General features: G+C 41.9%; 30 protein-coding genes. 19 read left to right on the top strand and 11 right to left on the bottom strand.

Going from position 1 to position 24,852, the window contains the following annotated elements; all coding sequences use genetic code 11:
• The first annotated feature begins 20 nt into the window (after nt 1-20).
• Nucleotides 21-923: an alpha/beta hydrolase gene (locus MgSA37_RS10355; RefSeq protein WP_096351725.1), complete on the top strand. Its 903-nt coding sequence runs from the start codon at nt 21-23 to the stop codon at nt 921-923.
• A gap of 8 nt (nt 924-931) precedes the next feature.
• On the opposite strand, the gene MgSA37_RS10350 is transcribed toward MgSA37_RS10355, so the two are convergent.
• Nucleotides 932-1,408: a low affinity iron permease family protein gene (locus MgSA37_RS10350; RefSeq protein WP_096357398.1), complete on the bottom strand. Its 477-nt coding sequence runs from the start codon at nt 1,406-1,408 to the stop codon at nt 932-934.
• Nucleotides 1,409-1,654: 246 nt separating this feature from the next.
• Entirely contained in the window at nt 1,655-2,179 is a 525-nt protein-coding gene (locus MgSA37_RS10345) for a fasciclin domain-containing protein (RefSeq protein WP_096351723.1), read from the bottom strand.
• Between the two features lie 356 nt (nt 2,180-2,535).
• On the opposite strand from MgSA37_RS10345, the gene MgSA37_RS10340 reads away from it, so the two are divergent.
• From MgSA37_RS10340 to purE, 3 genes are read left to right on the top strand one after another with little or no spacing between them, the layout of a single operon-like run.
• A complete protein-coding gene (locus tag MgSA37_RS10340) occupies nt 2,536-3,675 on the top strand; it encodes a 5-(carboxyamino)imidazole ribonucleotide synthase (RefSeq protein ID WP_096351722.1) in 1,140 nt (379 codons plus the stop codon).
• Nucleotides 3,676-3,735: 60 nt separating this feature from the next.
• Nucleotides 3,736-4,392: a hypothetical protein gene (locus tag MgSA37_RS10335; protein WP_096351720.1), complete on the top strand. Its 657-nt coding sequence runs from the start codon at nt 3,736-3,738 to the stop codon at nt 4,390-4,392.
• Between the two features lie 4 nt (nt 4,393-4,396).
• Nucleotides 4,397-4,891: a 5-(carboxyamino)imidazole ribonucleotide mutase gene (gene purE, locus MgSA37_RS10330; RefSeq protein WP_096351719.1), complete on the top strand. Its 495-nt coding sequence runs from the start codon at nt 4,397-4,399 to the stop codon at nt 4,889-4,891.
• Nucleotides 4,892-5,104: 213 nt separating this feature from the next.
• On the opposite strand, the gene MgSA37_RS10325 is transcribed toward purE, so the two are convergent.
• The gene (locus MgSA37_RS10325; protein ID WP_311732842.1) at nt 5,105-5,611 is read right to left on the bottom strand and encodes a YqgE/AlgH family protein; all 507 of its coding nucleotides are present in this window, start codon (nt 5,609-5,611) and stop codon (nt 5,105-5,107) included.
• 228 nt (nt 5,612-5,839) lie between these two features.
• Here MgSA37_RS10325 and pdxH point away from each other — a divergent pair, with 228 nt between their 5' ends.
• The 4 genes from pdxH (at nt 5,840) to MgSA37_RS10300 (ending at nt 9,533) form a co-directional block, all read left to right on the top strand.
• Complete coding sequence (gene pdxH / locus MgSA37_RS10320; RefSeq protein ID WP_096351716.1) at nt 5,840-6,487, top strand: pyridoxamine 5'-phosphate oxidase; 648 nt, start codon at nt 5,840-5,842, stop codon at nt 6,485-6,487.
• Nucleotides 6,484-6,981, top strand: a complete 498-nt coding sequence (locus tag MgSA37_RS10315) for an NADH-quinone oxidoreductase subunit C (protein WP_096351714.1) — start codon at nt 6,484-6,486, stop codon at nt 6,979-6,981. Before pdxH ends, MgSA37_RS10315 begins: the two co-directional genes overlap by 4 nt.
• 165 nt (nt 6,982-7,146) lie before the next feature.
• The gene (locus MgSA37_RS10310) at nt 7,147-8,004 is read left to right on the top strand and encodes a cupin-like domain-containing protein (RefSeq protein WP_096351713.1); all 858 of its coding nucleotides are present in this window, start codon (nt 7,147-7,149) and stop codon (nt 8,002-8,004) included.
• Nucleotides 8,005-8,408: 404 nt separating this feature from the next.
• Nucleotides 8,409-9,533, top strand: a complete 1,125-nt coding sequence (locus tag MgSA37_RS10300; RefSeq protein ID WP_096357396.1) for an NADH-quinone oxidoreductase subunit D — start codon at nt 8,409-8,411, stop codon at nt 9,531-9,533.
• Between the two features lie 197 nt (nt 9,534-9,730).
• Here MgSA37_RS10300 and MgSA37_RS10295 read toward each other — a convergent pair whose 3' ends face one another.
• Together MgSA37_RS10295 and MgSA37_RS10290 are read right to left on the bottom strand one after the other, a co-directional pair.
• Nucleotides 9,731-10,837: a S1C family serine protease gene (locus tag MgSA37_RS10295; RefSeq protein ID WP_096351710.1), complete on the bottom strand. Its 1,107-nt coding sequence runs from the start codon at nt 10,835-10,837 to the stop codon at nt 9,731-9,733.
• Between the two features lie 12 nt (nt 10,838-10,849).
• On the bottom strand, nt 10,850-11,419 hold the full coding sequence (locus MgSA37_RS10290) for an RNA polymerase sigma factor (RefSeq protein ID WP_096351708.1): 570 nt from the start codon (nt 11,417-11,419) through the stop codon (nt 10,850-10,852).
• 249 nt (nt 11,420-11,668) lie between these two features.
• On the opposite strand from MgSA37_RS10290, the gene MgSA37_RS10285 reads away from it, so the two are divergent.
• The 9 genes from MgSA37_RS10285 to MgSA37_RS10245 all read left to right on the top strand — a co-directional run bounded on the left by MgSA37_RS10285 (nt 11,669) and on the right by MgSA37_RS10245 (nt 18,584).
• Nucleotides 11,669-11,911, top strand: coding sequence for a hypothetical protein (locus MgSA37_RS10285; protein WP_096351707.1), 243 nt, complete (start codon nt 11,669-11,671; stop codon nt 11,909-11,911).
• Between the two features lie 113 nt (nt 11,912-12,024).
• Nucleotides 12,025-12,246, top strand: coding sequence for a hypothetical protein (locus MgSA37_RS10280; protein WP_096351705.1), 222 nt, complete (start codon nt 12,025-12,027; stop codon nt 12,244-12,246).
• Between the two features lie 125 nt (nt 12,247-12,371).
• Entirely contained in the window at nt 12,372-12,584 is a 213-nt protein-coding gene (locus MgSA37_RS10275; protein WP_096357394.1) for a hypothetical protein, read from the top strand.
• Between the two features lie 110 nt (nt 12,585-12,694).
• The gene (locus MgSA37_RS10270) at nt 12,695-14,200 is read left to right on the top strand and encodes an ATP-binding cassette domain-containing protein (RefSeq protein ID WP_096351704.1); all 1,506 of its coding nucleotides are present in this window, start codon (nt 12,695-12,697) and stop codon (nt 14,198-14,200) included.
• A gap of 4 nt (nt 14,201-14,204) precedes the next feature.
• Nucleotides 14,205-14,930 (top strand): SH3 domain-containing protein, encoded by a 726-nt coding sequence (locus MgSA37_RS10265; RefSeq protein ID WP_096351702.1) that lies wholly within the window; start codon nt 14,205-14,207, stop codon nt 14,928-14,930.
• A gap of 262 nt (nt 14,931-15,192) precedes the next feature.
• Nucleotides 15,193-16,317, top strand: coding sequence for a CofH family radical SAM protein (locus MgSA37_RS10260; protein WP_096351701.1), 1,125 nt, complete (start codon nt 15,193-15,195; stop codon nt 16,315-16,317).
• Nucleotides 16,318-16,459: 142 nt separating this feature from the next.
• On the top strand, nt 16,460-17,020 hold the full coding sequence (scpB, locus tag MgSA37_RS10255; protein WP_096351699.1) for an SMC-Scp complex subunit ScpB: 561 nt from the start codon (nt 16,460-16,462) through the stop codon (nt 17,018-17,020).
• A gap of 160 nt (nt 17,021-17,180) precedes the next feature.
• Nucleotides 17,181-17,375: a hypothetical protein gene (locus MgSA37_RS10250; RefSeq protein ID WP_096351697.1), complete on the top strand. Its 195-nt coding sequence runs from the start codon at nt 17,181-17,183 to the stop codon at nt 17,373-17,375.
• 90 nt (nt 17,376-17,465) lie between these two features.
• Nucleotides 17,466-18,584 carry an N-acetyltransferase gene (locus MgSA37_RS10245; RefSeq protein WP_096357392.1) on the top strand — a complete coding sequence of 373 codons (1,119 nt, stop codon included), beginning with the start codon at nt 17,466-17,468 and terminating at the stop codon, nt 18,582-18,584.
• Nucleotides 18,585-18,602: 18 nt separating this feature from the next.
• On the opposite strand, the gene MgSA37_RS10240 is transcribed toward MgSA37_RS10245, so the two are convergent.
• On the bottom strand, nt 18,603-18,944 hold the full coding sequence (locus tag MgSA37_RS10240; protein WP_096351696.1) for a helix-turn-helix domain-containing protein: 342 nt from the start codon (nt 18,942-18,944) through the stop codon (nt 18,603-18,605).
• A 576-nt stretch (nt 18,945-19,520) separates the two neighbouring features.
• Between MgSA37_RS10240 and MgSA37_RS10230 the strand changes: the two genes are divergently transcribed.
• Both MgSA37_RS10230 and MgSA37_RS10225 read left to right on the top strand, forming a co-directional pair.
• Entirely contained in the window at nt 19,521-19,928 is a 408-nt protein-coding gene (locus MgSA37_RS10230; protein WP_096351693.1) for an Rrf2 family transcriptional regulator, read from the top strand.
• Nucleotides 19,929-19,980: 52 nt separating this feature from the next.
• Nucleotides 19,981-20,622, top strand: a complete 642-nt coding sequence (locus MgSA37_RS10225; RefSeq protein ID WP_096351691.1) for an NAD(P)-dependent oxidoreductase — start codon at nt 19,981-19,983, stop codon at nt 20,620-20,622.
• Nucleotides 20,623-20,840: 218 nt separating this feature from the next.
• Here MgSA37_RS10225 and prmA read toward each other — a convergent pair whose 3' ends face one another.
• The 5 genes from prmA to MgSA37_RS10200 all read right to left on the bottom strand — a co-directional run bounded on the left by prmA (nt 20,841) and on the right by MgSA37_RS10200 (nt 24,841).
• Nucleotides 20,841-21,677 (bottom strand): 50S ribosomal protein L11 methyltransferase, encoded by an 837-nt coding sequence (gene prmA / locus MgSA37_RS10220; RefSeq protein ID WP_096351690.1) that lies wholly within the window; start codon nt 21,675-21,677, stop codon nt 20,841-20,843.
• Between the two features lie 23 nt (nt 21,678-21,700).
• Nucleotides 21,701-22,123 (bottom strand): hypothetical protein, encoded by a 423-nt coding sequence (locus MgSA37_RS10215; RefSeq protein ID WP_096351688.1) that lies wholly within the window; start codon nt 22,121-22,123, stop codon nt 21,701-21,703.
• A gap of 61 nt (nt 22,124-22,184) precedes the next feature.
• Nucleotides 22,185-22,703 (bottom strand): hypothetical protein, encoded by a 519-nt coding sequence (locus tag MgSA37_RS10210; RefSeq protein ID WP_096351686.1) that lies wholly within the window; start codon nt 22,701-22,703, stop codon nt 22,185-22,187.
• A 15-nt stretch (nt 22,704-22,718) separates the two neighbouring features.
• Entirely contained in the window at nt 22,719-23,483 is a 765-nt protein-coding gene (gene tpiA, locus MgSA37_RS10205; RefSeq protein ID WP_096351684.1) for a triose-phosphate isomerase, read from the bottom strand.
• Between the two features lie 173 nt (nt 23,484-23,656).
• Nucleotides 23,657-24,841 (bottom strand): GlmU family protein, encoded by a 1,185-nt coding sequence (locus MgSA37_RS10200; RefSeq protein ID WP_096357390.1) that lies wholly within the window; start codon nt 24,839-24,841, stop codon nt 23,657-23,659.
• Between the last annotated feature and the right edge of the window lie 11 nt (nt 24,842-24,852).

The raw sequence follows: 24,852 nt of genomic DNA, 5'->3' as shown, positions 1-24,852 counted from the left end.
AATTCATCCTTTAAATTGCCATGAAGAAAACGTTTCCCCTACCCGTCATCTTTTTTCTCCTTATTTCCCATTTTGCAGGCGCCCAAATCGCCGCTAATAAAGATATTTTCCCGGCGGGCACTACCGTCCTCGAAAATATCCCCTATGCCAACGACACGCTGAAAAAGCACACACTCGATATTTATATGCCGCCGGTGAAAAGCCTTGGCTATCCCTTGATTGTGTGGATCCACGGAGGCGCCTGGATGTCGAATGATAAACATGCCGACATGGGCTATATGACCAATACCATCAAAGCGTTTTTAAACGCCGGCTATGTATTGGCTTCTATCGATTATCGCCATAGTACAACGGCCCCCTTCCCGGCGCAAATACAGGATTGCAACCGGGCTATTGAGTATTTATATGATAATGCAGCACAATACAGCATCGACGAAAGCAGAATCGCCCTCATCGGGTTTTCAGCCGGCGGGCATCTGGCATCCCTAATCGGTTTATCGAATAATAATACGGAGAAATCATTTTACTACAATGGCAAGAAACCCCAATTCAAAATTACTGTAGTCTTGGATTTTTACGGACCATCTGATTTTTCAACACTGAAAGGCCACGACAGCCCGGATCTGAAAAACCCTATAACGTTACTGTTGGGTGGCACCGTAGCCGAAAAGCCCGAATTGGCCAAAAAGGCCAGCCCGATAACATATATCGATAAAAAAGACCCTCCTTTTTTTATTGTACAAGGTGAAAAAGACGAATCTGTTAACCCTGATCAATCCATCTTACTAAGTACCCGGTTAAAAAGCGCTCATGTGGCCAACCAGCTAACTATTGTACCAGGCGCGCCGCATTATGGCGTAATGTTTGATACCGATTTTATCAAACGCGACTTGATGTCATTCTTAAACAAATACATGAAATAGGCACTTCATTATTTCTTTTCATTCCTCAGGAAATCATTTTTAATATCCTCCTCTGCGGATTCAATAGCGTCTTCAACGGAATGACTTTGTGTATTTGATTTTGCTTTTTGAGTTAGTTCAACCAATGTGCGATAGTGTTCATAAAGGGTATTCAATTGTTCCTCGCTCAAATCCTGGATATTAAGCAAACGGTTGCTGGCGCCGTTATTGGCCGCAATCAGTTCATTTAATTTTAACTGTACCGCGATGGACTCTTTATTTTGCGATTTTTGGATTAAAAAAACCATCAAAAAAGTAATAATTGACGTCGCGGTATTAACGATAAGCAGCCAGGTATTTGAAAAATGAAAAACCGGGCCGCTGAATGCCCATAACAAAATGAACCCAATTGCAGCCAAAAATACCGGCGAGCTGCCGCTATAGGTAGTTATGGTATTGCTTATTTTTTCAAATCCAGAGATATCATCATTTGATTGATTGCTCATATTTATTTTTTTATTTATAAGGCAGTAAAACAAAAATTGTTTGATTTGAATAGCATACCGATACAAAAATTCACACTAAAAATTTGCAGTCCTTAAAAGCATTGTCGCTAATTGACCCTTAACTTCCGTTAAAATAAGATTTTAGCATTTAAATTTCACCCACAGTTTTTCAGTTTTACTTACTCCGTACCACATAAAAAAGCCCGGTTTAAAACTAAACCGGGCCTGTAGTATTGTCAAAAAAAGCTACCTGGTTAACACGCCGTCAATCCCGATAACCACTCCGTTTGTACCTAAAATATCAAAAGCAATCACTTTGGCGTGGTTACCCTGTGCATCGGTAAACGTAAGGTGTTTATCAGTTACAGACAAGGTTAGTTTATTGCCGTCTATGGTTGGCAATGTTGGTGTTCCGCTGCCAAGTGTTTTAATCAATTCGGCTTTGTCAAACTTTCCAACAATCACATGTCCCTTTAAAACCGCAGCAAGCTTTGCCGGATCGGCCATTAAGCTATCCAGCTTACCTGATGGTAAAGCAGCCAATGCAATATTGCTTGGTGCAATAATAGTGTATGGCCCTGCTCCTTTTAATGTTGCACCCAGGTTTGCAGCCCTTATCAGCGCAGCTGTAACATTGTAATCAGCGTTGCCTGACAAAGTTACCACCAGGTCGCCTGTTGGGGCTGTTGCAGCAGCCTGGGCAAACGCCCTGTTTGAATAAAAACCTATAGCTAATACCGCTATTACCATTAAAATTGACTTCTTAATCATACGTTGTTCAGTTAAAATTTAATAATTTAATTGTTAGTTTAACGCTTATATTCCCGTTGGCATATATACCAAAAAAAATAATTTCCTAAAATAAGAACAAGCATTTTTTTAGAAAATTGTTTAAAAACGATGAAATTGTTACTGAAATGATGTGCGGATGTGCAGATTACAGATGTGCAAATAAAAGAGCTGATATACTAAACGCTGTTTGAATTTGGGTACATCTACCTGTTTAAACATCAAAAAATCTGAACATCCACACATTTGCATATCCAAACATCAAAAAAATCCGCACATTTGCACATCTGCACATCTGCAGATCAAAAATTTGCACATTTGCATATCTGCACACATCAATGAAAGCATTCTACGGAGATCTTAAACTAGGAATATTAGGCGGCGGCCAATTAGGCCGTATGCTGATACAGCAGGCAATTAATTATAATGTAACGGTAAAAGTGCTGGACCCTGACCGCGAAGCACCATGCCGCAAACTTTGCGACGAGTTTGTAGTGGGCTCGCTTAGTGACTATGAAACGGTTTACAATTTCGGCAAAAAGGCCGATATGGTGACTATTGAAATTGAAAAGGTAAACGTTGACGCACTTGAACAATTGGAGAAAGAAGGGGTTTTGGTTTATCCGCAACCACGCATCATCCGGCTGATACAGGATAAAGGCCTGCAAAAGCAGTTTTTCAAGGAGAATAACATCCCTACTGCTCCTTTCCAGGTAATATCGTCTCCAAAACAATTGGCTGAAAGCCATATCCCATTTCCTTATATCCAAAAACTGCGCAGGGATGGCTATGATGGCCGTGGTGTTTACAAAGTGATTGATGAATCGTACCTTAAAAACGCCTTTACCGAACCAAGCCTGATAGAAGAATGGATAGATTTTGAAAAAGAGATCGGTATTATCGTCGCCCGTAATGAGAACGGCGAAGTAAAAACCTTTCCGTTGGTCGAAATGGAATTTAACCCGCAGGCTAACCTGGTGGAGTTTTTAATTTCGCCTTCCACCCTGCCATTCGAGATCCAGCAGGATGCCGCGCAAATCGCCACCAAAATAGCAGAAGACCTGAACATTGTCGGATTACTGGCTGTAGAGATGTTTTTGGATAAGCACGGCAAAATTTTGGTAAATGAGCTGGCGCCGCGTCCGCACAACAGCGGGCACCAAAGCATCGAAGGTAATGTAGTTTCGCAGTTTGAACAGCATTTGAGGGCCATATTTAACCAGCCTTTGGGCGATACCGCGTGCCTGAACAATGCTATTATGATCAATGTGTTGGGCGAAGCGGGCTACGAAGGGCCTGCTATTTACCAGGGGATTGAAAAAGTGCTGGATTGTGCAGGTGTTTACATCCACCTGTATGGCAAAGCATTAACCAAACCTTTCCGCAAAATGGGGCATGTTACCATAGTGGATGCCGACCGGGAAAAAGCAATTGAAAAAGCAAGGTTTGTGCAAAAGACGCTGAAGGTGATTGCATAGCTGGGCCCGCATGATAGATTGAGTCCGGAAGATTATTTAAAATTGTTTAGCTTTAAAATAATGAAAAAGTTAACCTTCACCTTTATTTTAATCATTTATTCAATTGCCATTTTTGGACAACATAAGTTTACGCAAAAGCTGGCAAACCTGGCTCAAATCACCTTTCCGGACACTCCAAAAGCGATAAAACTTATAACCGGCTCACAATACCAGCTCGAAACAGATAGCATTACTTATATCATCAGGGCAGAGAAGATTTCCTTAGGTCCGCGATACAGGTTTGTTAGGGATATTGCTGATACGGTGTATAATAACGTAGCAAAAGATTGGGTCAGTAAAGCCAACGGCGTACTGATTTATAAACGGAAGGCTTTAGTAGACGGTTGGAAAGGATTTGAATTCTCCTATAAAAAAAAGTTTGCTTTTGGTCCGGAATACCGTTATTACCAGGCCTTATATTTGAATGACAGCCTGATCATCTGCAGCATGTGGTGTAACGATTCTCTGAAAAAAGATAACAAGGATATAAAAGCATTTTTCAGTAGTTTTAAAGTAACTTTAAGTGATGACGATGTCCGGCAAGACAACTCATCTGAGATCGCCAGAGAACTCGGGCAAATGATTGGTAAATTAATAGCCTACGGTTTAATGATATTAATAGTAGTTTTGCTGGGCTTAGGCGTTGTTTTTGTCATAAAAAAATTAGTATATAAGTAATTTGATGAGTGTTTTACCGAAAATAGGAATAATAATGGGCAGCAAATCTGATTTGAATATCATGCAGGATGCCGCCGATGTGTTAAAAGAGTTGGGTGTGCCCTACGAGATCACCGTTGTATCTGCCCACCGCACCCCCGACCGTATGTTTACCTATGCCCGCGAAGCCGCAGGCCGTGGATTAAAAGTGATCATCGCCGGTGCCGGCGGTGCAGCGCATTTACCGGGCATGGTGGCGTCATTAACGCACTTACCCGTGATTGGGGTTCCTGTAAAGTCAAGTAATTCCATCGATGGCTGGGATTCGATATTATCTATCCTCCAGATGCCGAATGGCATTCCGGTGGCTACTGTTGCCCTTAATGCCGCAAAAAACGCAGGTATCCTGGCCGCCCAGATCTTATCTACGGCAGATGACCAGATTGTTCAAAACCTCATCGCTTTTAAAGAAAATTTGAAGAAAAAGGTGGAAGAGTCGGCGTTAGAGATTAGAGGTTAGCGATTGGAGATTAGAAAAAAAAATTGCAAGTACGGGCTCCTTGTACAACGCGGAAATCGCTTTCTTAAATTAATGCCTATCCGGGGGGCACCTATGGAGCTATTAACTACCTTATTTATTCCCTTCCTGGTACACGGCCAATAACCGGAGACCGGCTTAATCAACATTACAACTTTCCAACCTTGCAACATTCCAACAACTAATCTCTAATCTCTAATTAAGCTCCGGATTCTCCGGGAAATTAGCAATATGCGCATACCGCTGCCCAAGGCCTATTACGGCTTCGCGCCAGAGGTTTTCTTCATTGCCGTTAAAAATTGTTTCGGGTTTTATGCGATTAGCAACAATCCAGCTATCTTCCTTTATTTCATTATCCAGTTGTTCGGGCGTCCAGCCGGAATACCCGGTAAAAAACCTGATCTCGTCTTCTTTTAACTGGTAACTGGTGATCAGTTGCTTTACTGTTTCAAAATCACCTCCCCAAAACAGGCCCTCGCCAATATCAATACCACCATCAATTTTTTCGGGGCAGCGGTGAATAAAATGCAACGTATTATTGGCTACAGGACCGCCGATAAAAACCGGCAGTTCCGAATAGGATACATCAGGTAGAATATCACCCAGTAAAAACTCTCCGGGATGGTTCAAAATGAAACCCATAGCCCCTGCTTCTGAGTATTCTGTCAATAAAATTACGGATCTTTTAAAATTGGGATCCATCATAAAAGGCTCCGATATTAAGATGCGCCCCGAGGCCGCCGGAATAGAACTAAGCATAGCGCCAAAAATTTTTGTTAATATAACAAGTTTTATAAAAATATGTTGTGTTTGGGAAAAAAGAGTCGGGAAAGAATCAGGAGCCAAGACAGACCGTGCTATTTTTGTTTTCCATCCTGATTCTTGGTTCTTTCCTCTTGATTCTTTCCTTTTAATCGTAAGTTTGCGTCGATGAACCAGGATAACTTACAAAATATGCGCGAGGATTATGCCTCCGCTGAATTATCAGAAAATTCGGTAAAAGCCGACCCGATAAAACAATTCGGCATTTGGTTTGATGAGGCCCAGGAAGTAAATGTTCCTGAAAAAAATTCAATGACCTTGTCTACGGCCACCCACGACGGAAGGCCATCGGCCCGTATTGTATTGCTGAAAGGATACCATGAAGGCGGCTTTGTTTTTTACACCAATTACCTTAGCCGCAAGGGAAAAGAAATCAATAAAAACCCACTGGGCGCTTTAACGTTTTTCTGGCCTTCGCTGGAACGTCAGATCCGCATCGAAGGTATTTTGGAAAAAGTAAGCAAAGAAGAATCTGAAAAATATTTTCATTCGCGGCCCAGGGAAAGCCAATTGGGTGCATTAGCCTCGCCGCAAAGCCAGGAGATCCCCAACCGCGAAAGCATCGAGAATAAATGGGATGAGCTAACCGCAGAATATGAAGGCAAGGATGTTCCGAAACCATCATTCTGGGGTGGATATATTTTGAAACCACGATTGTTTGAATTCTGGCAGGGACGCCCGAGCCGCCTGCACGACAGGATCGTTTATAAAAAAATCGATAACAAAAACTGGAAAAAAGTCCGTTTGGCGCCATGAGTTTTGAGGAAGTTAAATTATTGCTAACAGAGAAATTTGGCGCTGAAGTGATTGTTGGTGAAGAAACCGGCGGCATGCAACCCGCACTGCTGATAAATCCTGATCAAATTGCCGCAGTATGCCTTGAACTGCGCAATAATCCAAATACCTATTTTGATTTCCTATCCAGCATTACGGGTGTTGATTACGGGGTAGAATCGGGCCGCTTTGGCGTGGTTTATCATTTAGCCTCTATCCCTTTTCAAACACAATTAACAATAAAAATAAGCAAGGAGAATAGCAGGGACTTGAATGACCTGCCCGAATTCCAGAGCATCACCTCCGTTTACCGCACGGCCGACTGGCACGAACGCGAAGCATATGATCTTATTGGGATATTCTTCGAAGGCCACCCCGATTTACGCCGTATCCTGCTCCCTGATGATTGGGAAGGTTTTCCGTTGAGAAAAGATTATAAGAACGCTGAGTTTTATAAGGGGATTAGGATTGATTAGGTTTCGGGTTGATTGAGTTAGATTAAGTTAATTTGTTTAAACGACTTAAAAAATGACTCAATAGCAAACTCAATCAACTTGTTCAGCTTAATCAACCCAATCAACTATTCCTAACCTTTTACCCGTCTTTACGTATAAGACCCTTGTTTACCATCAATTAAAACCATGGATATTATAAGGAGAGACGACATTTCTTACGAAGAATTCATCGAGGAACATTACAAACCCGGTATTCCTTTAGTTTTTACCAAAGCCGCTAAAGTTTGGAAAGCAAACGGACTTTTTACACCCGATTGGTTCAGGGAAAATTATCCTGAGCGCGAAACCGATGTAAGGGGAACCACTTATAAGATGAAGGACATTATGGACCTGGTGGAAAAGAGCACGGCCGAAAACCCCGCGCCCTACCCTATTATTTTTGATATTAAGAAAACCTTACCGGAATTGATGCCATTGATAGAGCCGCTTGATTTGAATTATGCCTCGCCAAACTGGCTGAACAACAAAATGTTTAACCTGGGTAAATGGGGCGCGGTAACAGAATTATTTATCGGTGGCCCGGGTGGTAAATTCCCTTACCTGCATCTTGATTATTACCATTTAAATGCCTGGGTTACCCAGTTATACGGCGAAAAACGTTTTACCGTTTTCCCGCGCGGTCAGGAAGATCTGCTTTACCCCCGCCCTGATGATCCTTGGCGTTCGGAATTAAATATTTTTGAACCCGATTTTGAGAAATTCCCCAAATATAAGGATGCCACACCTATTCATTTTGTGGTTGGCCCCGGCGAAACTTTGTTTATTCCTTTTGGTACATGGCATTCAGCCTATTCATTAACGCCTACCATTTCAGTTGCTTTTGATACGCTGAACAGCAAAAACCACAAAGAATTTATGAAAGATGTGTGGACCTTTAAAGGCCGGCAGGGTAAAGCAAAAGCCATCGCCATGTACAGCTATGCCTGGCTGGCCACCCAAAGCAGCAAGCTAAGCGAAAAGTTAAGCGGAAAAGCAGCACTGTAATTTCGGATTTCGACTGCCTGCCGCAGGCAGGGATTGCCGAATGAGGAATGATTAATTAGCCTAAGTAATATAAACTATATAAAAGCGGGCCTGCGGTTTAATTACCGTGGGCTTTTTTATCTAAAAACCGGCGTTCATATAACACCTTTGTGGTCTTTGTGAAATTCTTTGTGCCCTTTGTGTTAAAAATTGCCGCACAAACAAGTTTTATTTCTATTTCCTCTCCGGTCTCCACGATTTGATCTTTAAATTCAATAAATTTGAAAATTCGTAAATAAATCCGAACCCGATAGCTATCGGGTCGAAATTCCGACATCCGAAATAAATTGAACGTCACCGAACCAAAATATAACATCGCCTTAAACAAATATAACCAAAAGATCGCGGCGGCGGCTACCGAAGATATGGTATTGAATATGGGCCCGCAGCACCCGTCAACCCATGGCGTTTTGCGGCTGGAGCTGATCACCGACGGCGAGATTGTTAAAGAAGTGATCCCCCATATCGGTTACCTGCACCGCTGTTTCGAAAAACACGCAGAGTCATTAACCTACCAGCAAACCATCCCTTTTACCGACAGGATGGACTACCTGGCCTCCATGAATAACAGCCATGCCTTTGTAATGGGCGTTGAACGCATGATGGGCATTGATAAAGAAATCCCCAAACGGATAGAATACATCCGCGTGCTGGTTTGCGAACTGAACCGCATCGCATCTCACCTCATCGCCATCGGTACCTATGGCATTGATATTGGCGCTTTTACGCCCTTCCTCTGGTGCTTCCGCGACAGGGAGCATATCATGGGCATGCTGGAATGGGCATCCGGCTCAAGGATGTTGTACAATTATATCTGGGTGGGCGGCTTGTTTTACGACCTGCCCGTTGGCTTTGAAGAACGCTGCAGCGAGTTTGTCACCTATTTTAAACCTAAAATGGCGGAGCTGAACGAACTTTTAACAAACAACCAGGTCTTTATTAACCGAACCGCCAATATTGGCGTGTTGCCCCTGGATGTGGCCATCAATTACGGCTGCTCCGGCCCGATGCTGCGCGGCTCCGGTTTAAAAAGGGATTTGAGAAGAATTGATAACTATTCCGTTTACCCCGAACTGGAATTTGATGTCCCCATCGGCAAAGGCGAAATGGGCGCCGTGGGCGATTGCTGGGACCGTTATAAGGTGAGGGTTGATGAGATAGCGCAATCACTCCGCATGGTTGAACAATGCCTTGAAAGGCTGAAAAAAGAGTTGAAACGCACCCCTGATTTTGATCCCCGCGCTAAAATGCCCCGAAAGATTACACCGAAGGCACAGGATTATTATATACGCTGCGAAGGCGCCAAAGGCGAACTGGGTTTTTATTTTATGGCCGACGGAAAATCCGAAATACCTTTCCGGGTAAAAGCCCGTGCCCCAAGTTTCAATAATTTATCCGTACTACCCGAACTGGCAAAAGGCGTAATGATAGCCGATTTGGTAGCCATTATCGGGTCAATTGATATTGTTTTGGGCGAGGTTGACAGGTAAGGCTCCATCTAAAAAAGGCGCAACCCTAATAAGCAAAGAACAACATGAATAGTCTCCGGTGGAGGGAACTTCAAAACAAGTTAAACGCAAGTAAAGCTAAAGTCTCCCCTACAGGGGGAGATTTAGAGGGGGCTTAAAAACAAAACGCCCCGGGTAATACCCGGAGCGCCTGTATATATAGGTATGTTGATTTTGGGCTATTGATTATAAACCTTCACCATAAACACAAAGTTCTGTAATTTCTTGATCTGCTGCACACGCCCTAAAGTAGCCAGCGTATTTTTGGTATTTGTATTGATGGGTTTAGTTAAGGAGTCAGCCGGGATATCCTGGATGGCTTTTAACAAGTAGTTGGACTTAATAGCGAACGCGGCACCTTCCACATGGGTTTGTTTTGCATTAATAATACCGATGATATCGCCCCTGCTATCCAGTAACGGACCGCCGCTATTGCCAAAATTAACCGGTATTGAAACCTGGTAGGCAGTACTATCCGTATTGGTGCCGTTAAAACCGGTGCTGGCTGTAAGGAAACCGGGGCCCAAAACCATTGCGTCCCTTGGATAACCTAATGTAAATACGCTTTCGCCAATGTCAGTTTCCGCCTTTTTAAAGCTGTACGGTAACGGGCCTAAAGCTTTAAAGGAAGGATCGCTAATTGCCAAAACAGCGATATCCGTTGCCGGTTCAGAATAAATCACTTTTGCTTTGTAGGACTTACCGTCGCTGCTTTGCACATAAATCGAATCAGCGTCTTTTATAACGTGATTATCGGTAACAATATAGCCGTTAGAAGATATTGCGAAACCCGTCCCCCTGAAATTGCCCGGATTAGCGTCACTGGCATGCTGAGGGTTGAGGCTTTTAACAGTTCTGCCTAACTGATCAGTCTTTGCACCTATTTTGTTGATTTTCTCGCTTAATTGCACGTAGTTACCACCGCGATTATTTAAATAGCCGGTAAAAAACATGGTACATAAAGCAGCGAATATAGCAATGGATGCCGCCACCGATATTTTTGAGTGATGGTTGCGCCATAACCTTACAATAAACGATGGCCGGATCATCAGTTCATCTTCCAGTGCATGCACATCAATCTCGTTATGGATGGCATTTAAGCGTTTTTCCAGCTCCAGGCGTTCACCATATTGTTTAATAAGGCCGGTAAAATGCTTGTGCTCGGTTACCTTGTTGTTTATTTCGGCATTCTCATTCCTGAGGATTTCGAAACGTGCACGCTCATCCTTGGTCATTTCCCCGTTAAGGTACTTTTCAATAACTTCAAGTACTTGATTATCGCTCATCTTATTTTCCCCTTATTTTTGCTGAAAAAATAATTTTTTCAGCCTTTGAAGGCACTTATACTTCTGGGTTTTGGCATTATCCGCATTGGTATAGCCAAACTCCTCGCAGATCTCCTTCATCGACCTGTTATTGATATAAAAATCCTCAATAATTGTTTTGCAGGGTTCGCCTAATAACTTAAGGGCTTCTCCCATTTTATTAAACTGTATATCCCGCTCATTATTCTTTTCAGTTTCGTCATCTACTGTTAAATACTCCTGAAAATCCTTAATATCTCCACCATACCTGTTCATCTGACTCAGGCGCTTTAACCAAAGCCTCCTGCAAATGGAGTATATGTATGTTTTTAGCTTACTGCTTAACTCAAAATCGCCGGTTTTAACCTTATTGTAAAGTATAATAATGGCTTCCTGGTAAACGTCTTTTGCATCATCCCCATCGCCATTGTTGTTAACAATCAACTGCAGCACCATCGGGAAGTAAGCAATATATAACCGCTTTAATACACTTTCCGAATTATTCAGGATGCCCAGAATCACTTCACTATCTGTCGGTATTCCCGTATTCAACTCTTTACTCACTACTTAATACTATTTATGCAAAATTGTAACCCAATGTAAATAAAAAAATATTTCATCACTTCCGGCCATCAAGGCCTCCACCCTGCCCGTGGCTGGCCTGGCCGTAAAAGCCCGAAAGATACATTTTTGTAACTTAAAACAATATGTTGTGTTAACTACTTCGTCAATATATTTAAAACCGGGCGCCCCGGCTTAATCGAAACATTATCATATAATCTTTGTTACACTACAACATTAAATAAAAAAAATATGAAAAATTCATTCAAACTTATGTTCCTGGCTTTGGCTGTTTCGGCTTCTTTCGCGGCATGCAAAGGTAACAATTCAGGCGGTTCTACCGATTCCTCCAGTTCAATGAAAACCTCAACGGATACAACTGTAAAAGTTGATACCACAAAGGCAGCAACTGACACAACAAATGCTAAAACAGACACCACTAAAGTGGTTACCAAAAGCACCGAAGTAAAAAAAGCAGTTAAAAAAACTGAATAACGTTTGATCAACAACTGCAATTAACATGAAAATTATATTTCTTTAAATTATTGGGTTACCTTTTTACTTCAACAGTATTAAAGCTAAACATTCACATTTAATTAAATATAAAAATGAAAAATTCATTCAAATTAGGTTTTGTTGCTTTAGTAATTGCTGTTTCTGCTGCAGCTTGTGGTGGTGCTGCTAAAACTGGTGCTGCTGATTCATTAAAAGCTGATTCTTTGAAAAAAGATTCTATTGCTAAAGCTGATACATCTAAAAAAGTAGCTGCTGATACCTCTAAGAAAGCTGCTGCTGACACAACCAAAAAAGACACTACCAAGAAAAAATAATTCTTAGGTTTTTCTGTTAATTTTTTTTCGAAAGGTAACTTTAAATTTTTTTTAAAAATTTGGGTTACCTTTTGTTGTTTGCGGTATTAACTACCAAACTATTTAATCACTTAAAAAAAATTAACATGAAAAATTATTTCAAAGTTGGCGCATTAGCATTAGCTATCGCTGTTTCTTTCGCGGCTTGCAAAGGTAAAGGTTCTGCTGGTAGCTCTGATTCTGATACCACTAAAAAAGCTGACACTTCAATGAAAATGGCTGCTGATACTTCTAAGAAAGATACTTCTAAGAAAATGGCTGCTGACACAACTAAAAAAGACACTACTAAGAAAAAATAATTTTTTCTTAGCGAAAAACAAAAAGGCTTCGGGTATCCACCCGGAGCTTTTTTGTTTTATCTGCCCTCCTTTCAGCATAAAAATTTATTTTTGCCGGCAAACCCGCAAGCATGCCCCATTCTTTTCTTTCCATAAATAGCATCACCGTCCGATATTTAAACAACACCCTTTTTACCGGTTTAAATTTTATAGTAAAAAAAGGGGAACACTGGGCGCTCATTGGCGAAAGTGGTTCGGGGAAGAGTGCTTTACTGCATACCATAGCCGGCAGGTTTAATATTACCGGCGGCGCTGTCGACCATTATTTCTTTGATGAATTTGTAAAAGATCATGGCCAGCCCGAAACCTTGCTCACCTATCACCAGCTGGTGGCCCTGGTTGAGCCCAAACATCATTTCAGGAACCTGTCCAACACTGCCGATTTTTACTACCAGCAACGCTATAACTCCTCCGATTCGGAAGATGCGTTAACGGTTGAACAATACCTGGCAACCGTAAAACCTACGCATGGCAAACCCGTTTATTGGACCTACGAAAAAACAACCACCCTGTTAAAATTGGGTGAACTGCTGCAAAAACAGATTATTAAATTATCAAACGGCGAAACCAAACGCCTGATGATCGCCGCCGCGTTGCTAAAAAACCCTGCGCTGTTATTGCTTGATAGCCCTTTAACCGGGCTGGATGTACAAACGCGGGCGGCTTTTAATGCCGTTATTGATGAAATCATTGCATCCGGGGTTACCTTAATTATGGCTACGTCCCCCTACGAGATCCCGGCGGCCATTACCCATGTGGCTGTTTTAAAAAATGGCGCCATCATTCAAGCGCTGCCGAAAGAGCTGTTTAACGCCGAACTGTTTTTGCAGAATGATAAAGATGAAGTAGATAATAAGGAACTAAAAGCCTTATTAAATGAAGGCACAAACAAAATACCGTATCAATTCATCGTTAAGATGAATAAGGTACACATTCAGTACGGCGAAAAGGTTATTCTTGATGGCATTAACTGGCAAATAACACCCGGCGAAAGATGGGCGCTGCTGGGCCCCAACGGCGCCGGCAAATCAACCTTGCTCAGTTTAATCAACGGCGATAATCCGCAGGCTTATGCCAATGACATTATTTTGTTTGATAAAAAACGCGGCACCGGCGAAAGTATCTGGGATATTAAAAGCAAAATCGGCTTCGTTTCGCCCGAGCTGCACCAATACTTCCCGACAGATAACAGTTGTTTGCAGGTGATTGAATCCGGCTATTATGACACCCTTGGCCTATTCCGGCTTTCACAAAAAACGAAAGCCGATACCGCGCTGCGCTGGATGAAAGCCCTGGAAATTGAGCAATATGCCCGTGTACTGCTGAAAAACATCCCGGCAAGCGCGCAGCGCCTGTGCCTGCTGGCCCGTGCCCTCATCAAAAACCCCGACCTGCTGATCTTCGACGAACCCTGCCAGGGCCTCGATGCGCACCAGCAGCACCATTTTAAAACCCTGGTGGATACCATTTGCAGCATGAGCAATGTTACGCTCATCTACGTAAGCCATTACCAGCAGGAGATACCGGAAAGCGTGACGAAGGTGTTGAGGTTGGAAAGAGGAAAAAATATATCTTAGTTTTATGAGAAAGATATTTTTATTGATATTACTATCAGGCCTGAAATATGTCGCATTTGCACAAACCGAATTTACTTTAGGTGATGACTTAACATATGCTGTTATTAAAGACACCGATGGCTATGTTAACATCAGAAAGTCGCCAAATACCTCGTCACCTATTGTTGGCAAAATTTACAAATACAATGTTTTTAACTGTGAAGTGAATAAAACAAATTGGTGGAAAGTTTTACAGGTTCAATATGACAATCATCATAAATCCAGTTGGCTTGAAGGTTATATATACAATAATAGGGTAACATTACTTTCTACCTGGAAAAAGATCAATCGAAAAAATATCCATCCTGACAATTGTGTCCTCAAAACTGATAGTTTGATTGTATCTGTTAAAAAGAAATCTTTTAATCCTGCCAAACATAAATTATTAAAGGCGAAACAGGAACTGGAGCTGATTGATGGCAAAGGTTTCTGGGGTACGGATGGGGAAATACCAAAAAAATCAATTTCTAAATTAATGGTGGTAAAAAACGGCAAATCTATCATTATACCCGCCGGTGCTTTCAATGACCTATATGAGCCTAATTTCGAGACATTGAGTGTTTGTTATGGCCCGGAAAATACTATTTACGTTAGTATGTCCAACAGTGATGGCGCAGGGGCATATGGCATCGTATGGATTTTTAAGGACTACAAATATTACACCCGGTATATCGACGATAGTTTGGATTAAGACCATGCAACATTGCACGCTCATCTTTATAAACCATTATCAAATGATTTATAAATAGGTGATGTAGAGACGTGATGCATCACGTCTCTGCGACGGCGCACAGATAGCAATTTTTCTTCTAAAATTTAATTATTCCCCGGATTTAAAGCCCAATATACACAACAGGAGACGCGAAGCATCGCGCCTCTACAAAATCTGCACATCTGATTGTCAATTATTCAATCCCATTTAAAATCAATCTACCAAATCGTATCTTTGTACCATGAATACTGCCGATCTGTTGCAACGCGCTTTGCGGTTTGAATTTTTAAGCCAGGAAGAAGGCGTTTACCTGTATCATAATGCCTCAACGGCCGATTTGATGTATACCGCTAACGAACTGCGCAAGATCCAGGTGCCGCATGGCAAGGTTACCTGGCAGATTGACCGCAATGTTAACACCACCAACGTCTGCATCGCCAATTGCAAGTTCTGTAACTTTTTCCGCCGTCCCGGCCACGAGGATGCTTACATAACCGACATTGAAACGTATAAACAAAAAATTGAAGAAACCTTCCGCCTGGGCGGCGACCAGCTTTTATTACAGGGCGGCCATCACCCGGACCTGGGTTTAAAGTTTTATGCTGATACCTTCAGGCAACTTAAAGAGCTATACCCTACCCTCAAACTACATTCATTAGGCCCGCCGGAAATTGCACACGTGGCCAAACTGGAAGGCATGAGCCATATTGATGTATTGCGGGAACTGAAAGCCGCCGGCCTTGATTCACTCCCCGGCGCTGGTGCCGAAATATTGAACGACCGTGTGCGCAGGCTCATCAGCAAAGGCAAATGCGGTGGGCAGGAATGGCTGGATGTAATGCGCGCAGCGCATAAACTCAACCTGCCAACATCCGCCACCATGATGTTCGGCCATATTGAAACTATCGACGAACGTTTTGAGCATTTGGTATGGATCCGCCAGGTGCAATCCGAAAAGCCTGAGGGGCATTACGGCTTTATCGCCTTTATCCCGTGGCCATTCCAGGATGACGGTACCCTGCTGCGTAAAGTGCGCGGCATTACCAACAACGTTACCGGCGACGAATATATCCGGATGATAGCGCTGAGCCGCATCATGCTGCCCAATATCAAAAATATCCAGGCCTCATGGCTTACGGTTGGCAAACCGGTGGCACAACTCTGCCTTCATGCAGGCGCTAATGACTTCGGTTCCATTATGATCGAAGAAAATGTGGTATCCGCTGCTGGTGCTCCGCACAGATTTACCGCCAAAGGCATCCAGCAATCTATCATAGAAGCCGGTTTTGAACCCCAGCTCCGCACCCAAAAATACGAATGGCGCCAAATGCCCGTAGAAATTGAGGAACAGGTGATTAATTATTAGAAGAGTGTCTGAACTCGAATTGATCGAATTTACGGAATTGCCAGAATTTTTCTGAATTGTTCAATTAAGAGAATTCTATTAATTCTTTAATTCTATAAATTCGGGTTCAGACAATTTTCTTTACTTTCGACCCTCAGAGTAAATGGAACACATAGAACAATACATTGAAGCGTTAATATTTGTATCAGAACAAAGCATCCGTACGGAGGAGATCATCTATTGTTTGCAGTCGGCCTTTGAACAGGATTTTACGATTGATGAAATTAACACCTTCATCGGCAATATCAGCAAAAGATACCAGGACGAAAGCTTCGCTATTGAATTGGTTAAACTAAGCAATGGCTACCAGTTTTTAACCAAGAAAAAATACCACCAGGTCATCAGCCTGCTGCAGGCTCAGCGCTCAAAAAAGAAGCTTACCCAGGCCGCGCTGGAAACCCTTGCTATTATTGCCTACAAACAACCTGTAACTAAAACAGACGTTGAACAAATCCGCGGCGTAAACTGCGACTATTCAGTCCAAAAGTTGCTCGAAAAAGAGCTAATTTCTATTGTCGGTAAGTCTGAGGCCCTTGGCAAACCCATCCTTTACGGTACCAGTGCTGTTTTCATGGACTATTTCGGCATCAACAACATTAGCGAACTACCTCAAATAAAGGATTTTACAGATAACAGCCAATCAATCGGCGATCAGTCGGAATAATTAAAAAAGTTTTAATTTATTTTTTTTTAAATCTTGTTTTTACTGAAAATGATTTTGATTATTTTTACTAATAAATAGATGAAGTAAATAAAAAAAGTTTGTTTGCATTTCAGGCGCATTTATTTATAATTGGAAAAAAATTTATTAAATATTCATAGCAATGGGAACTCCAAAAAAACCTGTAAACAAGAAAGTCGATTCTAAAAACACGGGCGAGGATGAAGAAGATGATGATAGCACACTTGATCAAAAACCGAAAAAGAAGATTGAAGATGATGATGATGATTTCGACGGGCCTTTAGATGATCTGGGGTACGAGAATTTTGACGATTTTGACGACGACGACGACTATTAATTATTTAATTCATACATTCTAATGTAAAGCATTCAGATTATGCCTCTGGATGCTTTTTTTTATCTATCAAAAACATTCCCCGGGGAGCAGATGACCATAAGCGAAGTAAACAATAAATCAACCAAAAAGGCCTTTTTAGATGTAGCACGCGTTATTTACAAAAATGACAAAGTGTGGGTTTGTCCGCTTGACAATGATATCGAAGCAGTGTTCGACCCGGAGAAAAATAATTTTCACAAAAACGGGAAATCCATCCGCTGGATCCTTTCAGATGAAAATGGAAAACTGATCGGTCGTATTGGCGCATTCATCAATCATAAAAAAGCTTACAACTACGAACAGCCTACCGGTGGCATTGGTTTTTTTGAATGTATAAATGATGAAGCTGCTGCTTTCCTGTTGTTTGATACCGCAAAAAATTGGCTTGCCCAAAATGGCATGCAGGCCATGGATGGCCCTATAAACTTCGGCGAAAACGATACTTTTTGGGGCCTGCTGGTGGAGGGATTCACCCATCCCTCCTATGGCATGAATTATAATCCGCCTTATTACCGGGCGTTTTTTGAAAACTACGGCTTTACAATTCTTTATACCCAGATCACTAATCACCTGGAGGTATATAAACCATTTCCGGAGCGCTTTTATAAAATAGCTAAATGGGTGACAAAAAAGCCTGGCTATGAGTTTAAACACCTGGTAGCAAAAGAGATTGACAAATTTGCGGCCGATTTTATGGAAATTTACAACGATGCCTGGCGGGATTTTGAAAACTTTGTACCGATAACCTACGCCACCATACTCGAAAGCTTCAAGAAAATGAAGCCATTGATGGACGAAAATTTGATCTGGTTTGCCTATGTAAACGGTGAGCCGGCGTCTTTCCTGATCATTTTACCGGATGCCAATCAAATGCTGAAACCTTTAAAAGGAAAGCTGAATTTGTTGGGGAAACTTAAGTTTTTGTATATGAAATATACCGCTGTTACCAGGATGAGGGCCATAGTAATGGGCACAAAACAAAAATTCCAGAATCACGGTATCGAATCGGCGTTATTTATAACCCTGGGCGATTACGTTTTGCCATTGAAAAAATACACAGAACTGGAATTATCATGGGTGGGCGACTTTAATGACAAAATGCTGGCTATGCACGCAGCCATGGGAGTTGCTTTCGGGAAAAAACATTTAACCATGCGCTGCATTTTTTAATAGCGGCAAAAAGCTGTATTAAGCAATAATACGGTTGTGGCGCAATTCTTCAAAAAGTTCAATAACTTTCTTTTGCAGGTCAATCACTTCCGTTTCGCGGTCCATTAACTTTTTGTTAATCACCTCCAGTTCATTAATAACTTTCTGGTCCTGTTCAGCATCGCTAAAGGTAAGCAATTGCACTACCGACATTTCAAACAAAGCGGAGATCTGTTCAAGCCGCGATAAATTGATGTCAGTAATACCTGTTTCAATTTTTGAAAAGGCCGGAATAGATATATCTAACCGCTTTGCCACATCTTCCTGGCTCCATCCCTTTTGATGACGTAATAACCGAATTTTTTTTCCTAGTGTCTTCATGTCTGTCTAACTAAGGGTATAGGTTTCCCATAGGTTAATAAAGTTACAATTATATTTAATATATACCTAATTATCAACTATTTTGAATAATATTTTTTTATAATCACTCAATCTTTTTATTAACAGGCAATTAACTAAGCTATATTTGTATTATAATACAACACCAGGATACCCAAAAATCCTTATTCTTTTGAAAGGCACGGCACTTTACCTGCGATCAGGCGCTTCCAACTAAAATTATGTTCAAATCCGTATTTTCCAAAACATAGTTTGGCCAATAACGTGCCTGGATTTATAATGGCCCTGAATTGATCCGGCTGTGCGCCCAGCATATTACAGTTTATATTTGTACAAATAATATCCAGTATACTCATAAAATGGGATGGAAATTAATCATCGACAAACTTTAATATTTTTCTACCTGGTTAAATTCACTACCCGGTGGCATTGGCCTTTTGATAAATGAATTGCGCCCGAGTTATATCATCATCCGGTAATAAATTAAACAAATCATTAAAAAAATCGATTTAGACAGGCAAAAACACTACATTTGATCTGTAATTTTTTTTATTACAAATGAACGGAAGATTTTCCATAGCAATTCACATCATGACCTTACTTACCAAAGCGGAAGGTGAATTGCTGTCCTCCGAATTTATTGCTTCCAGTATCAATGCAAATGCCGCTTTGGTGAGGAAGGAACTGAGCAATTTGCGAAACAATGGTTTGATTTCAAGCAAAGAAGGAGCTACAGGCGGCTATACGCTTGGCAAAGATGCGACGTCGATCAGGCTTTCGGATATTTACCAATCCGTTAAACAGCAATCCATTTTAGGGCAGGCCAAAAATTTGCCCAACCCCGCCTGCCCGGTTGGCAGGCAAATAAACCAACACCTGGATACTTTGTATAAAGAAGTTGAAGACACCCTGACCGAAAAGCTGGTGACTAAAACCCTTGCTGAGTTTACCGGTCAATTTGACTAAAAAAATTTAAATAAAACTGTAACATATTTAATTACAATTAAAAAAAACCAACATGAAAGTAGTATTAATAGGCGCATCAGGCTTTGTAGGAACCCCGGTTTTAGGGGAATTATTAAACCGCGGACACCAGGTGACCACAATTGTGCGCAACCCGGATAAGATTGCTGCAAAAAGTGAAAATTTAACCACCGTAGCAGCTGATATATTTAACACCGGGCAATTAGCCGAACTGATTAAAGGCAACGATGCGGTGATCAGCGCTTACAACCCGGGGTGGACCAATCCTGAAATCTACAGCGACTTTATAAAAGGTTCTGAATCAATCCGCGAAGCCGTAAAAAAAGCAGGTATAAAACGCTTGTTGGTTGTCGGTGGTGCAGGCAGCCTCAGGATTAATGGCGCACAATTGGTAGACGGGCCTCAATTTCCGGCCGAATACAAAGCAGGCGCTACAGCCGCCCGCGACTTTTTAAATATTTTGTATAACGAAAATGATTTAGACTGGACTTTTTTAAGCCCCGCAATTAACCTGCACCCCGGCGAACGTACCGGTAAATTTCGCCTGGGAACCGACGAACCGGTTTTTGATACCAAGGGAAAATGCGAAATCTCTGTTGAAGATATGGCCATAGCCATTGTTGATGAGATTGAAAATAATCACTACATCAAAAAACGTTTTACCCTGGGGTATTAAACAATTTGGTTGCTTAAAGCCCCTGTTTTGCAGATAACATTGCACTAATCGGAACTGGTTATCATCGAAGCATTGGTTCTTTGTGCACTCCTAAGTGCTTTCTTTGTGCTCTTTGCGGTAAAATCAACCACAAGGGGCACAAAGGATTCGCTAAGATCACTATGGCAGGATATCACATTCCTTTTACTTTCGTTCTTTTAAACCAGGCCCTTTCATTATTAGTTCACAAACTTTGCTGCCACCCAATCTTTATTGGTTTTATGATTGATGTATTTTAGCCCGTGTTTACCGGCTTCGGCTTTAATGATATCAAGATCGGGCGTTTCATAAAACCCGCTGAAATATATCTCGCCACCTTCTTTTAAAACCTCAGCATACCGCTCCATCTGGTCGAGCAAAATATTGCGGTTGATATTGGCGAGGACGATATCGAATTGTTCATCAGGGATTACTTCTTTCGATCCGCAAAGCGCTATGATATTATTCAGCCCATTAAATTTTGTGTTTTCGACGGTGCTGTCATAGCATACCGGGTCATAATCAATTGCTGTAATTTTCCCCGCGCCAAGTTTAGCCGCCATAATGGCTAAAATCCCGGTGCCGCACCCCATGTCCAGTACTTTTTTACCGGCAAAGTCTGTTTCAAGGATCCATTCCAGCATCATGGACGTGGTTTGATGGTGCCCGGTACCAAATGCCATCTTTGGATCAATCACAATTTCATAAGGAAATTCGGGCCGCGGCTGGTGAAATGTCGCCCTCACAAAAATCTTATCCCCGATAGTTATCGGTTCAAAGTTGCTTTCCCATACTTCATTCCAGTTTTTTTCCGGAATGAGCGTTATTTCATAACTAAAGGAGAACATGTCTTTATACATCGCCAGTTGTTTGTCCAGTTTTTCCTGGTCAAAATCATCAGTCGGGATATAGGCTTTAAACCCGAAGTCAACTTCCTCAAAAGTATCAAACCCTATCTCGCCCAAAGCATTAATGAGCAGGTCCTGCTGGTACTCTTCGGCAGGAATGGTGGTAAACAGTAATTCGTAGTAATTCATAGGGTTGGGATTTAGCAAAGTTTTTATTCAATGACGATCAGCGTAATAAAATTGATGGTCCAATAAACCAGCTGAACAGCCGACATAAATAAAAAAATCTTTAATAAATGATGGACACCGGTTACCTTATCCCAAATTGGATAGCTAAGCGCGGCAGCCATGATTAAACAAACAAAAACAAAGGAAAATATCGCCCAAAACCTGGCAGAGGCCGGCTTAAGCAATACCTTGTTCCAAATGGGTACAATTATTAACAGCTGTGTTAAAACAGCAACGATGAACAATAAAGGGAGCGCATACCTGTAATAGGCCATAAAGCCTTGCAGGCTCCCGGTACCTATCTGGCCAATCGTCAGGTCGAAGTAATGAGAACTATACCTTATAGCGATAAAATAAAGGCAGAACCCTATAAAGGGCGGCAACAGAACTTTTAACAGCTTCTTCATTTTATGTAGCTAACGTGATTTTTTTTGACAGATGAATCAGTAAAAAGTAAAAGCGCTAACATTAAATTGCCTGGATTTTTTGAGATTTTAAATGCCTGATGTATGATCTGTCTAAAAAATAGAGCGTAATAATATTTAAAATACAATAAGCCACAATAAAGCTGCTCATCAAAAAAATCAAATTAATTAATTCAGTTGTATTAGATTGATTGATGCTTGGCCCCAGTTGGTTTGACCAGGTACAATACCCAAGCAATGCGGCAATGAGCACCGAAATAAGGATACCGGTAAACAATGAGGATAACAGCACCCGCCGAAATTTAAACAGCCACCTGTTCCACACCGGCACAAGGATTAACCACTGCACTATAACAAGCACCAGCAGCACGGCAGGCACAATGTAATAATCAAAAGCCTGGGAGCCAGCCATTGCCCATTTACCTGCTTCTGACAGATCAATAGGATTTAGCAGTGAATCAACCTGGATACAAAGCAATGGTACATTCAGCGCAATTAAAACAGGTAAAAATATTTTTGCTACCCGTTTACCAAAACTTTGTTTTGTTCGCTGAATGGCCATCCCTTAAATTGAAATTCAATTAAAAACCTTCACGATATCAACAAAGTCGCGTGATTTTAGCGAAGCGCCGCCTATCAATCCACCATCAATATCGGCACAGGCAAATAATTCAGGGGCATTTTTGGGGTTACAGCTGCCACCGTATAAAATGGTGGTGTTTTCAGCAACAGCCTGACCGTATTTTGCAGCGATCTCTTTACGGATAAAGGCATGGATCTCCTGTGCCTGGCCTGATGATGCTGTTACCCCTGTACCAATTGCCCAAACAGGCTCATAAGCGATAACTAATTGTACAAATTGTGCTTCATCCAGATGGAAAACACCCTCAACCAGCTGGCTTTTGATGATATCTAAATGCTGGTTGGCTTCGCGCTCCTGTAAGGTTTCGCCGATGCAGAAAATTGGTTTCAATCCATTTTTTAAAGCGGTATCAGTTTTCTTAGCTAACAAAGCATTGTCTTCGCCAAAATACTGGCGACGTTCCGAGTGACCCAGGATCACATATTCAGCGCCAACAGATTTGATCATTTTTGCTGAGATCTCACCGGTATAGGCGCCTGACTCTGCCTGGTGAGCATTTTGAGCGCCCACCGAAACTTTAGTATAACCTTTTGCCAGTTGAGCAAGGCTATGCAGATGAATATATGGGCTGCAAACTACCGCCTGCTGATTTCCTGTAATTTCATCCTTTACCATATTGATCACTTCTGAAAATAAGCTTAAACCTTCGTTATAATCCAGGTTCATTTTCCAGTTTCCGGCAACAATTTTTTTTCTCATGTTAATGTTTGGTTGTTTGTTTTTATCTGTAGGAGCGCAATATTTTGCGCCCGCTTGTATTGTGTTCTTTAATTCAATATTAATTTACGACGCAGGCGCAATTGATTGCGCAAACGAGGGCGCAAATTGATTGCGCAAACGAGGGCGCAAATTTTTGCGCCCCTACCTGGGTCTCAAAACCTGCGGTGTTCCTCTGTCAATTCAAATACCTTCTTTAATATTTCCTTTTCATGCTCATCAAAATCACGGTGATCGCGGCGGGCGAAAACCTTTTCAGCGGTTCCGAACATTTTTTTTATTGAATAAACCTCGTAACCGCCTGAACCGCCCCAGGAAAAATCAGGCACAAAATTTCTTGGGAAACCAGCGCCGAAAATATTGGCGCTCACCCCTACTACCGTGCCTGTATTAAACATGGTATTGATAGCACATTTCGAATGATCGGCCAGGATCAGCCCGCAAAATTGTAAACCGGTCTTGCGGAAACGCTGACTGGTGTAATCCCACAGCTTCACTTCCTCGTAATTATTTTTAAGGTTGGAGTTGTTGGAGTCGGCGCCGATATTACACCATTCGCCAACCACCGCATTACCCAGGTAACCTTCATGCCCTTTGGAGGAGTACCCCCAGATGACGGCATTATTTATTTCGCCGCCAACCCTGCAATAGGGCCCAACAGTAGTGGCCCCGTAAATCTTTGTTCCCATTTTTACCTGCGAATGTTCGCAAATGGCAAAGGCCCCGCGGATATGCGTGCCTTCCCAAACCTCGGTGTTTGCAGCAAGGTATATGGGCCCGTTGGTTGTATTAAAGGTAGAACAATCAGCAATAGCGCCTTCTTCGGCAAAAAAATCATTCCCGATAATGGTATTGGTTGAACTTATTTTGGCACTGCTGCGCCCTTTGGTGAGCAGTTTAAAATCTTTACGCAGCTCGGTATCATTGTTTCTGAAAATATCTTCGGGGTATTTAATAATAACAGGGGTATGTTTCAGGTTAACCACGGTGCCAGCTGCGGCATCAGCTTCAAAACCTGCAGCAAAATCCTCGTTTAACTTAATAGCGATCAACTGATCCCCGTATTTCAATACTTCACCATACTGTAATTGGGTTATAGCTTCAGCAAGATCTTCATCCGGGCAAACGGCACCATTGATAAAAATGTTTTCTGCTTCAATTTTTACCGGGAATTTACCTTGCAGCCAGGGCTGGGTATGCCATGAAAAACCGCTGTTTAAATATTTGGCCCACTTTTCGGCAATGGTTAAAATACCGATACGCAGATCGGCCACCGGGCGGGTAAATGTTAAGGGCCGTAGTGTGTAGTGTGCGTTATCGTCAAAAAGGATAATTGCCATGGCGCAAAAAT

It is taken from the genome of Mucilaginibacter gotjawali (assembly GCF_002355435.1).
GTDB classification, from domain to species: Bacteria; Bacteroidota; Bacteroidia; order Sphingobacteriales; family Sphingobacteriaceae; genus Mucilaginibacter; species Mucilaginibacter gotjawali.
This window is presented reverse-complemented; position numbering and strand designations above follow the sequence as displayed.

What these genes read in the sequence shown, in the direction of transcription:
- MgSA37_RS10355 (WP_096351725.1), top strand. Translation starts at nt 21, where the DNA reads ATGAAGAAAACGTTTCCCCTACCCGTCATCTTTTTTCTCCTTATTTCC.
- MgSA37_RS10340 (WP_096351722.1), top strand. Translation starts at nt 2,536, where the DNA reads ATGAAAGCATTCTACGGAGATCTTAAACTAGGAATATTAGGCGGCGGC.
- MgSA37_RS10315 (WP_096351714.1), top strand. Translation starts at nt 6,484, where the DNA reads ATGAGTTTTGAGGAAGTTAAATTATTGCTAACAGAGAAATTTGGCGCT.
- MgSA37_RS10325 (WP_311732842.1), bottom strand. Translation starts at nt 5,611, where the DNA reads ATGGATCCCAATTTTAAAAGATCCGTAATTTTATTGACAGAATACTCA.
- MgSA37_RS10200 (WP_096357390.1), bottom strand. Translation starts at nt 24,841, where the DNA reads ATGGCAATTATCCTTTTTGACGATAACGCACACTACACACTACGGCCC.
- MgSA37_RS10285 (WP_096351707.1), top strand. Translation starts at nt 11,669, where the DNA reads ATGAAAAATTCATTCAAACTTATGTTCCTGGCTTTGGCTGTTTCGGCT.
- MgSA37_RS10230 (WP_096351693.1), top strand. Translation starts at nt 19,521, where the DNA reads ATGAACGGAAGATTTTCCATAGCAATTCACATCATGACCTTACTTACC.
- MgSA37_RS10310 (WP_096351713.1), top strand. Translation starts at nt 7,147, where the DNA reads ATGGATATTATAAGGAGAGACGACATTTCTTACGAAGAATTCATCGAG.
- MgSA37_RS10265 (WP_096351702.1), top strand. Translation starts at nt 14,205, where the DNA reads ATGAGAAAGATATTTTTATTGATATTACTATCAGGCCTGAAATATGTC.
- MgSA37_RS10245 (WP_096357392.1), top strand. Translation starts at nt 17,466, where the DNA reads ATGACCATAAGCGAAGTAAACAATAAATCAACCAAAAAGGCCTTTTTA.
- MgSA37_RS10300 (WP_096357396.1), top strand. Translation starts at nt 8,409, where the DNA reads ATGGTATTGAATATGGGCCCGCAGCACCCGTCAACCCATGGCGTTTTG.
- MgSA37_RS10225 (WP_096351691.1), top strand. Translation starts at nt 19,981, where the DNA reads ATGAAAGTAGTATTAATAGGCGCATCAGGCTTTGTAGGAACCCCGGTT.
- pdxH (WP_096351716.1), top strand. Translation starts at nt 5,840, where the DNA reads ATGAACCAGGATAACTTACAAAATATGCGCGAGGATTATGCCTCCGCT.
- MgSA37_RS10280 (WP_096351705.1), top strand. Translation starts at nt 12,025, where the DNA reads ATGAAAAATTCATTCAAATTAGGTTTTGTTGCTTTAGTAATTGCTGTT.
- MgSA37_RS10210 (WP_096351686.1), bottom strand. Translation starts at nt 22,703, where the DNA reads ATGGCCATTCAGCGAACAAAACAAAGTTTTGGTAAACGGGTAGCAAAA.
- MgSA37_RS10270 (WP_096351704.1), top strand. Translation starts at nt 12,695, where the DNA reads ATGCCCCATTCTTTTCTTTCCATAAATAGCATCACCGTCCGATATTTA.
- prmA (WP_096351690.1), bottom strand. Translation starts at nt 21,677, where the DNA reads ATGAATTACTACGAATTACTGTTTACCACCATTCCTGCCGAAGAGTAC.
- MgSA37_RS10350 (WP_096357398.1), bottom strand. Translation starts at nt 1,408, where the DNA reads ATGAGCAATCAATCAAATGATGATATCTCTGGATTTGAAAAAATAAGC.
- scpB (WP_096351699.1), top strand. Translation starts at nt 16,460, where the DNA reads ATGGAACACATAGAACAATACATTGAAGCGTTAATATTTGTATCAGAA.
- MgSA37_RS10275 (WP_096357394.1), top strand. Translation starts at nt 12,372, where the DNA reads ATGAAAAATTATTTCAAAGTTGGCGCATTAGCATTAGCTATCGCTGTT.
- MgSA37_RS10345 (WP_096351723.1), bottom strand. Translation starts at nt 2,179, where the DNA reads ATGATTAAGAAGTCAATTTTAATGGTAATAGCGGTATTAGCTATAGGT.
- tpiA (WP_096351684.1), bottom strand. Translation starts at nt 23,483, where the DNA reads ATGAGAAAAAAAATTGTTGCCGGAAACTGGAAAATGAACCTGGATTAT.
- MgSA37_RS10215 (WP_096351688.1), bottom strand. Translation starts at nt 22,123, where the DNA reads ATGAAGAAGCTGTTAAAAGTTCTGTTGCCGCCCTTTATAGGGTTCTGC.
- purE (WP_096351719.1), top strand. Translation starts at nt 4,397, where the DNA reads ATGAGTGTTTTACCGAAAATAGGAATAATAATGGGCAGCAAATCTGAT.
- MgSA37_RS10335 (WP_096351720.1), top strand. Translation starts at nt 3,736, where the DNA reads ATGAAAAAGTTAACCTTCACCTTTATTTTAATCATTTATTCAATTGCC.
- MgSA37_RS10260 (WP_096351701.1), top strand. Translation starts at nt 15,193, where the DNA reads ATGAATACTGCCGATCTGTTGCAACGCGCTTTGCGGTTTGAATTTTTA.
- MgSA37_RS10295 (WP_096351710.1), bottom strand. Translation starts at nt 10,837, where the DNA reads ATGAGCGATAATCAAGTACTTGAAGTTATTGAAAAGTACCTTAACGGG.
- MgSA37_RS10250 (WP_096351697.1), top strand. Translation starts at nt 17,181, where the DNA reads ATGGGAACTCCAAAAAAACCTGTAAACAAGAAAGTCGATTCTAAAAAC.
- MgSA37_RS10240 (WP_096351696.1), bottom strand. Translation starts at nt 18,944, where the DNA reads ATGAAGACACTAGGAAAAAAAATTCGGTTATTACGTCATCAAAAGGGA.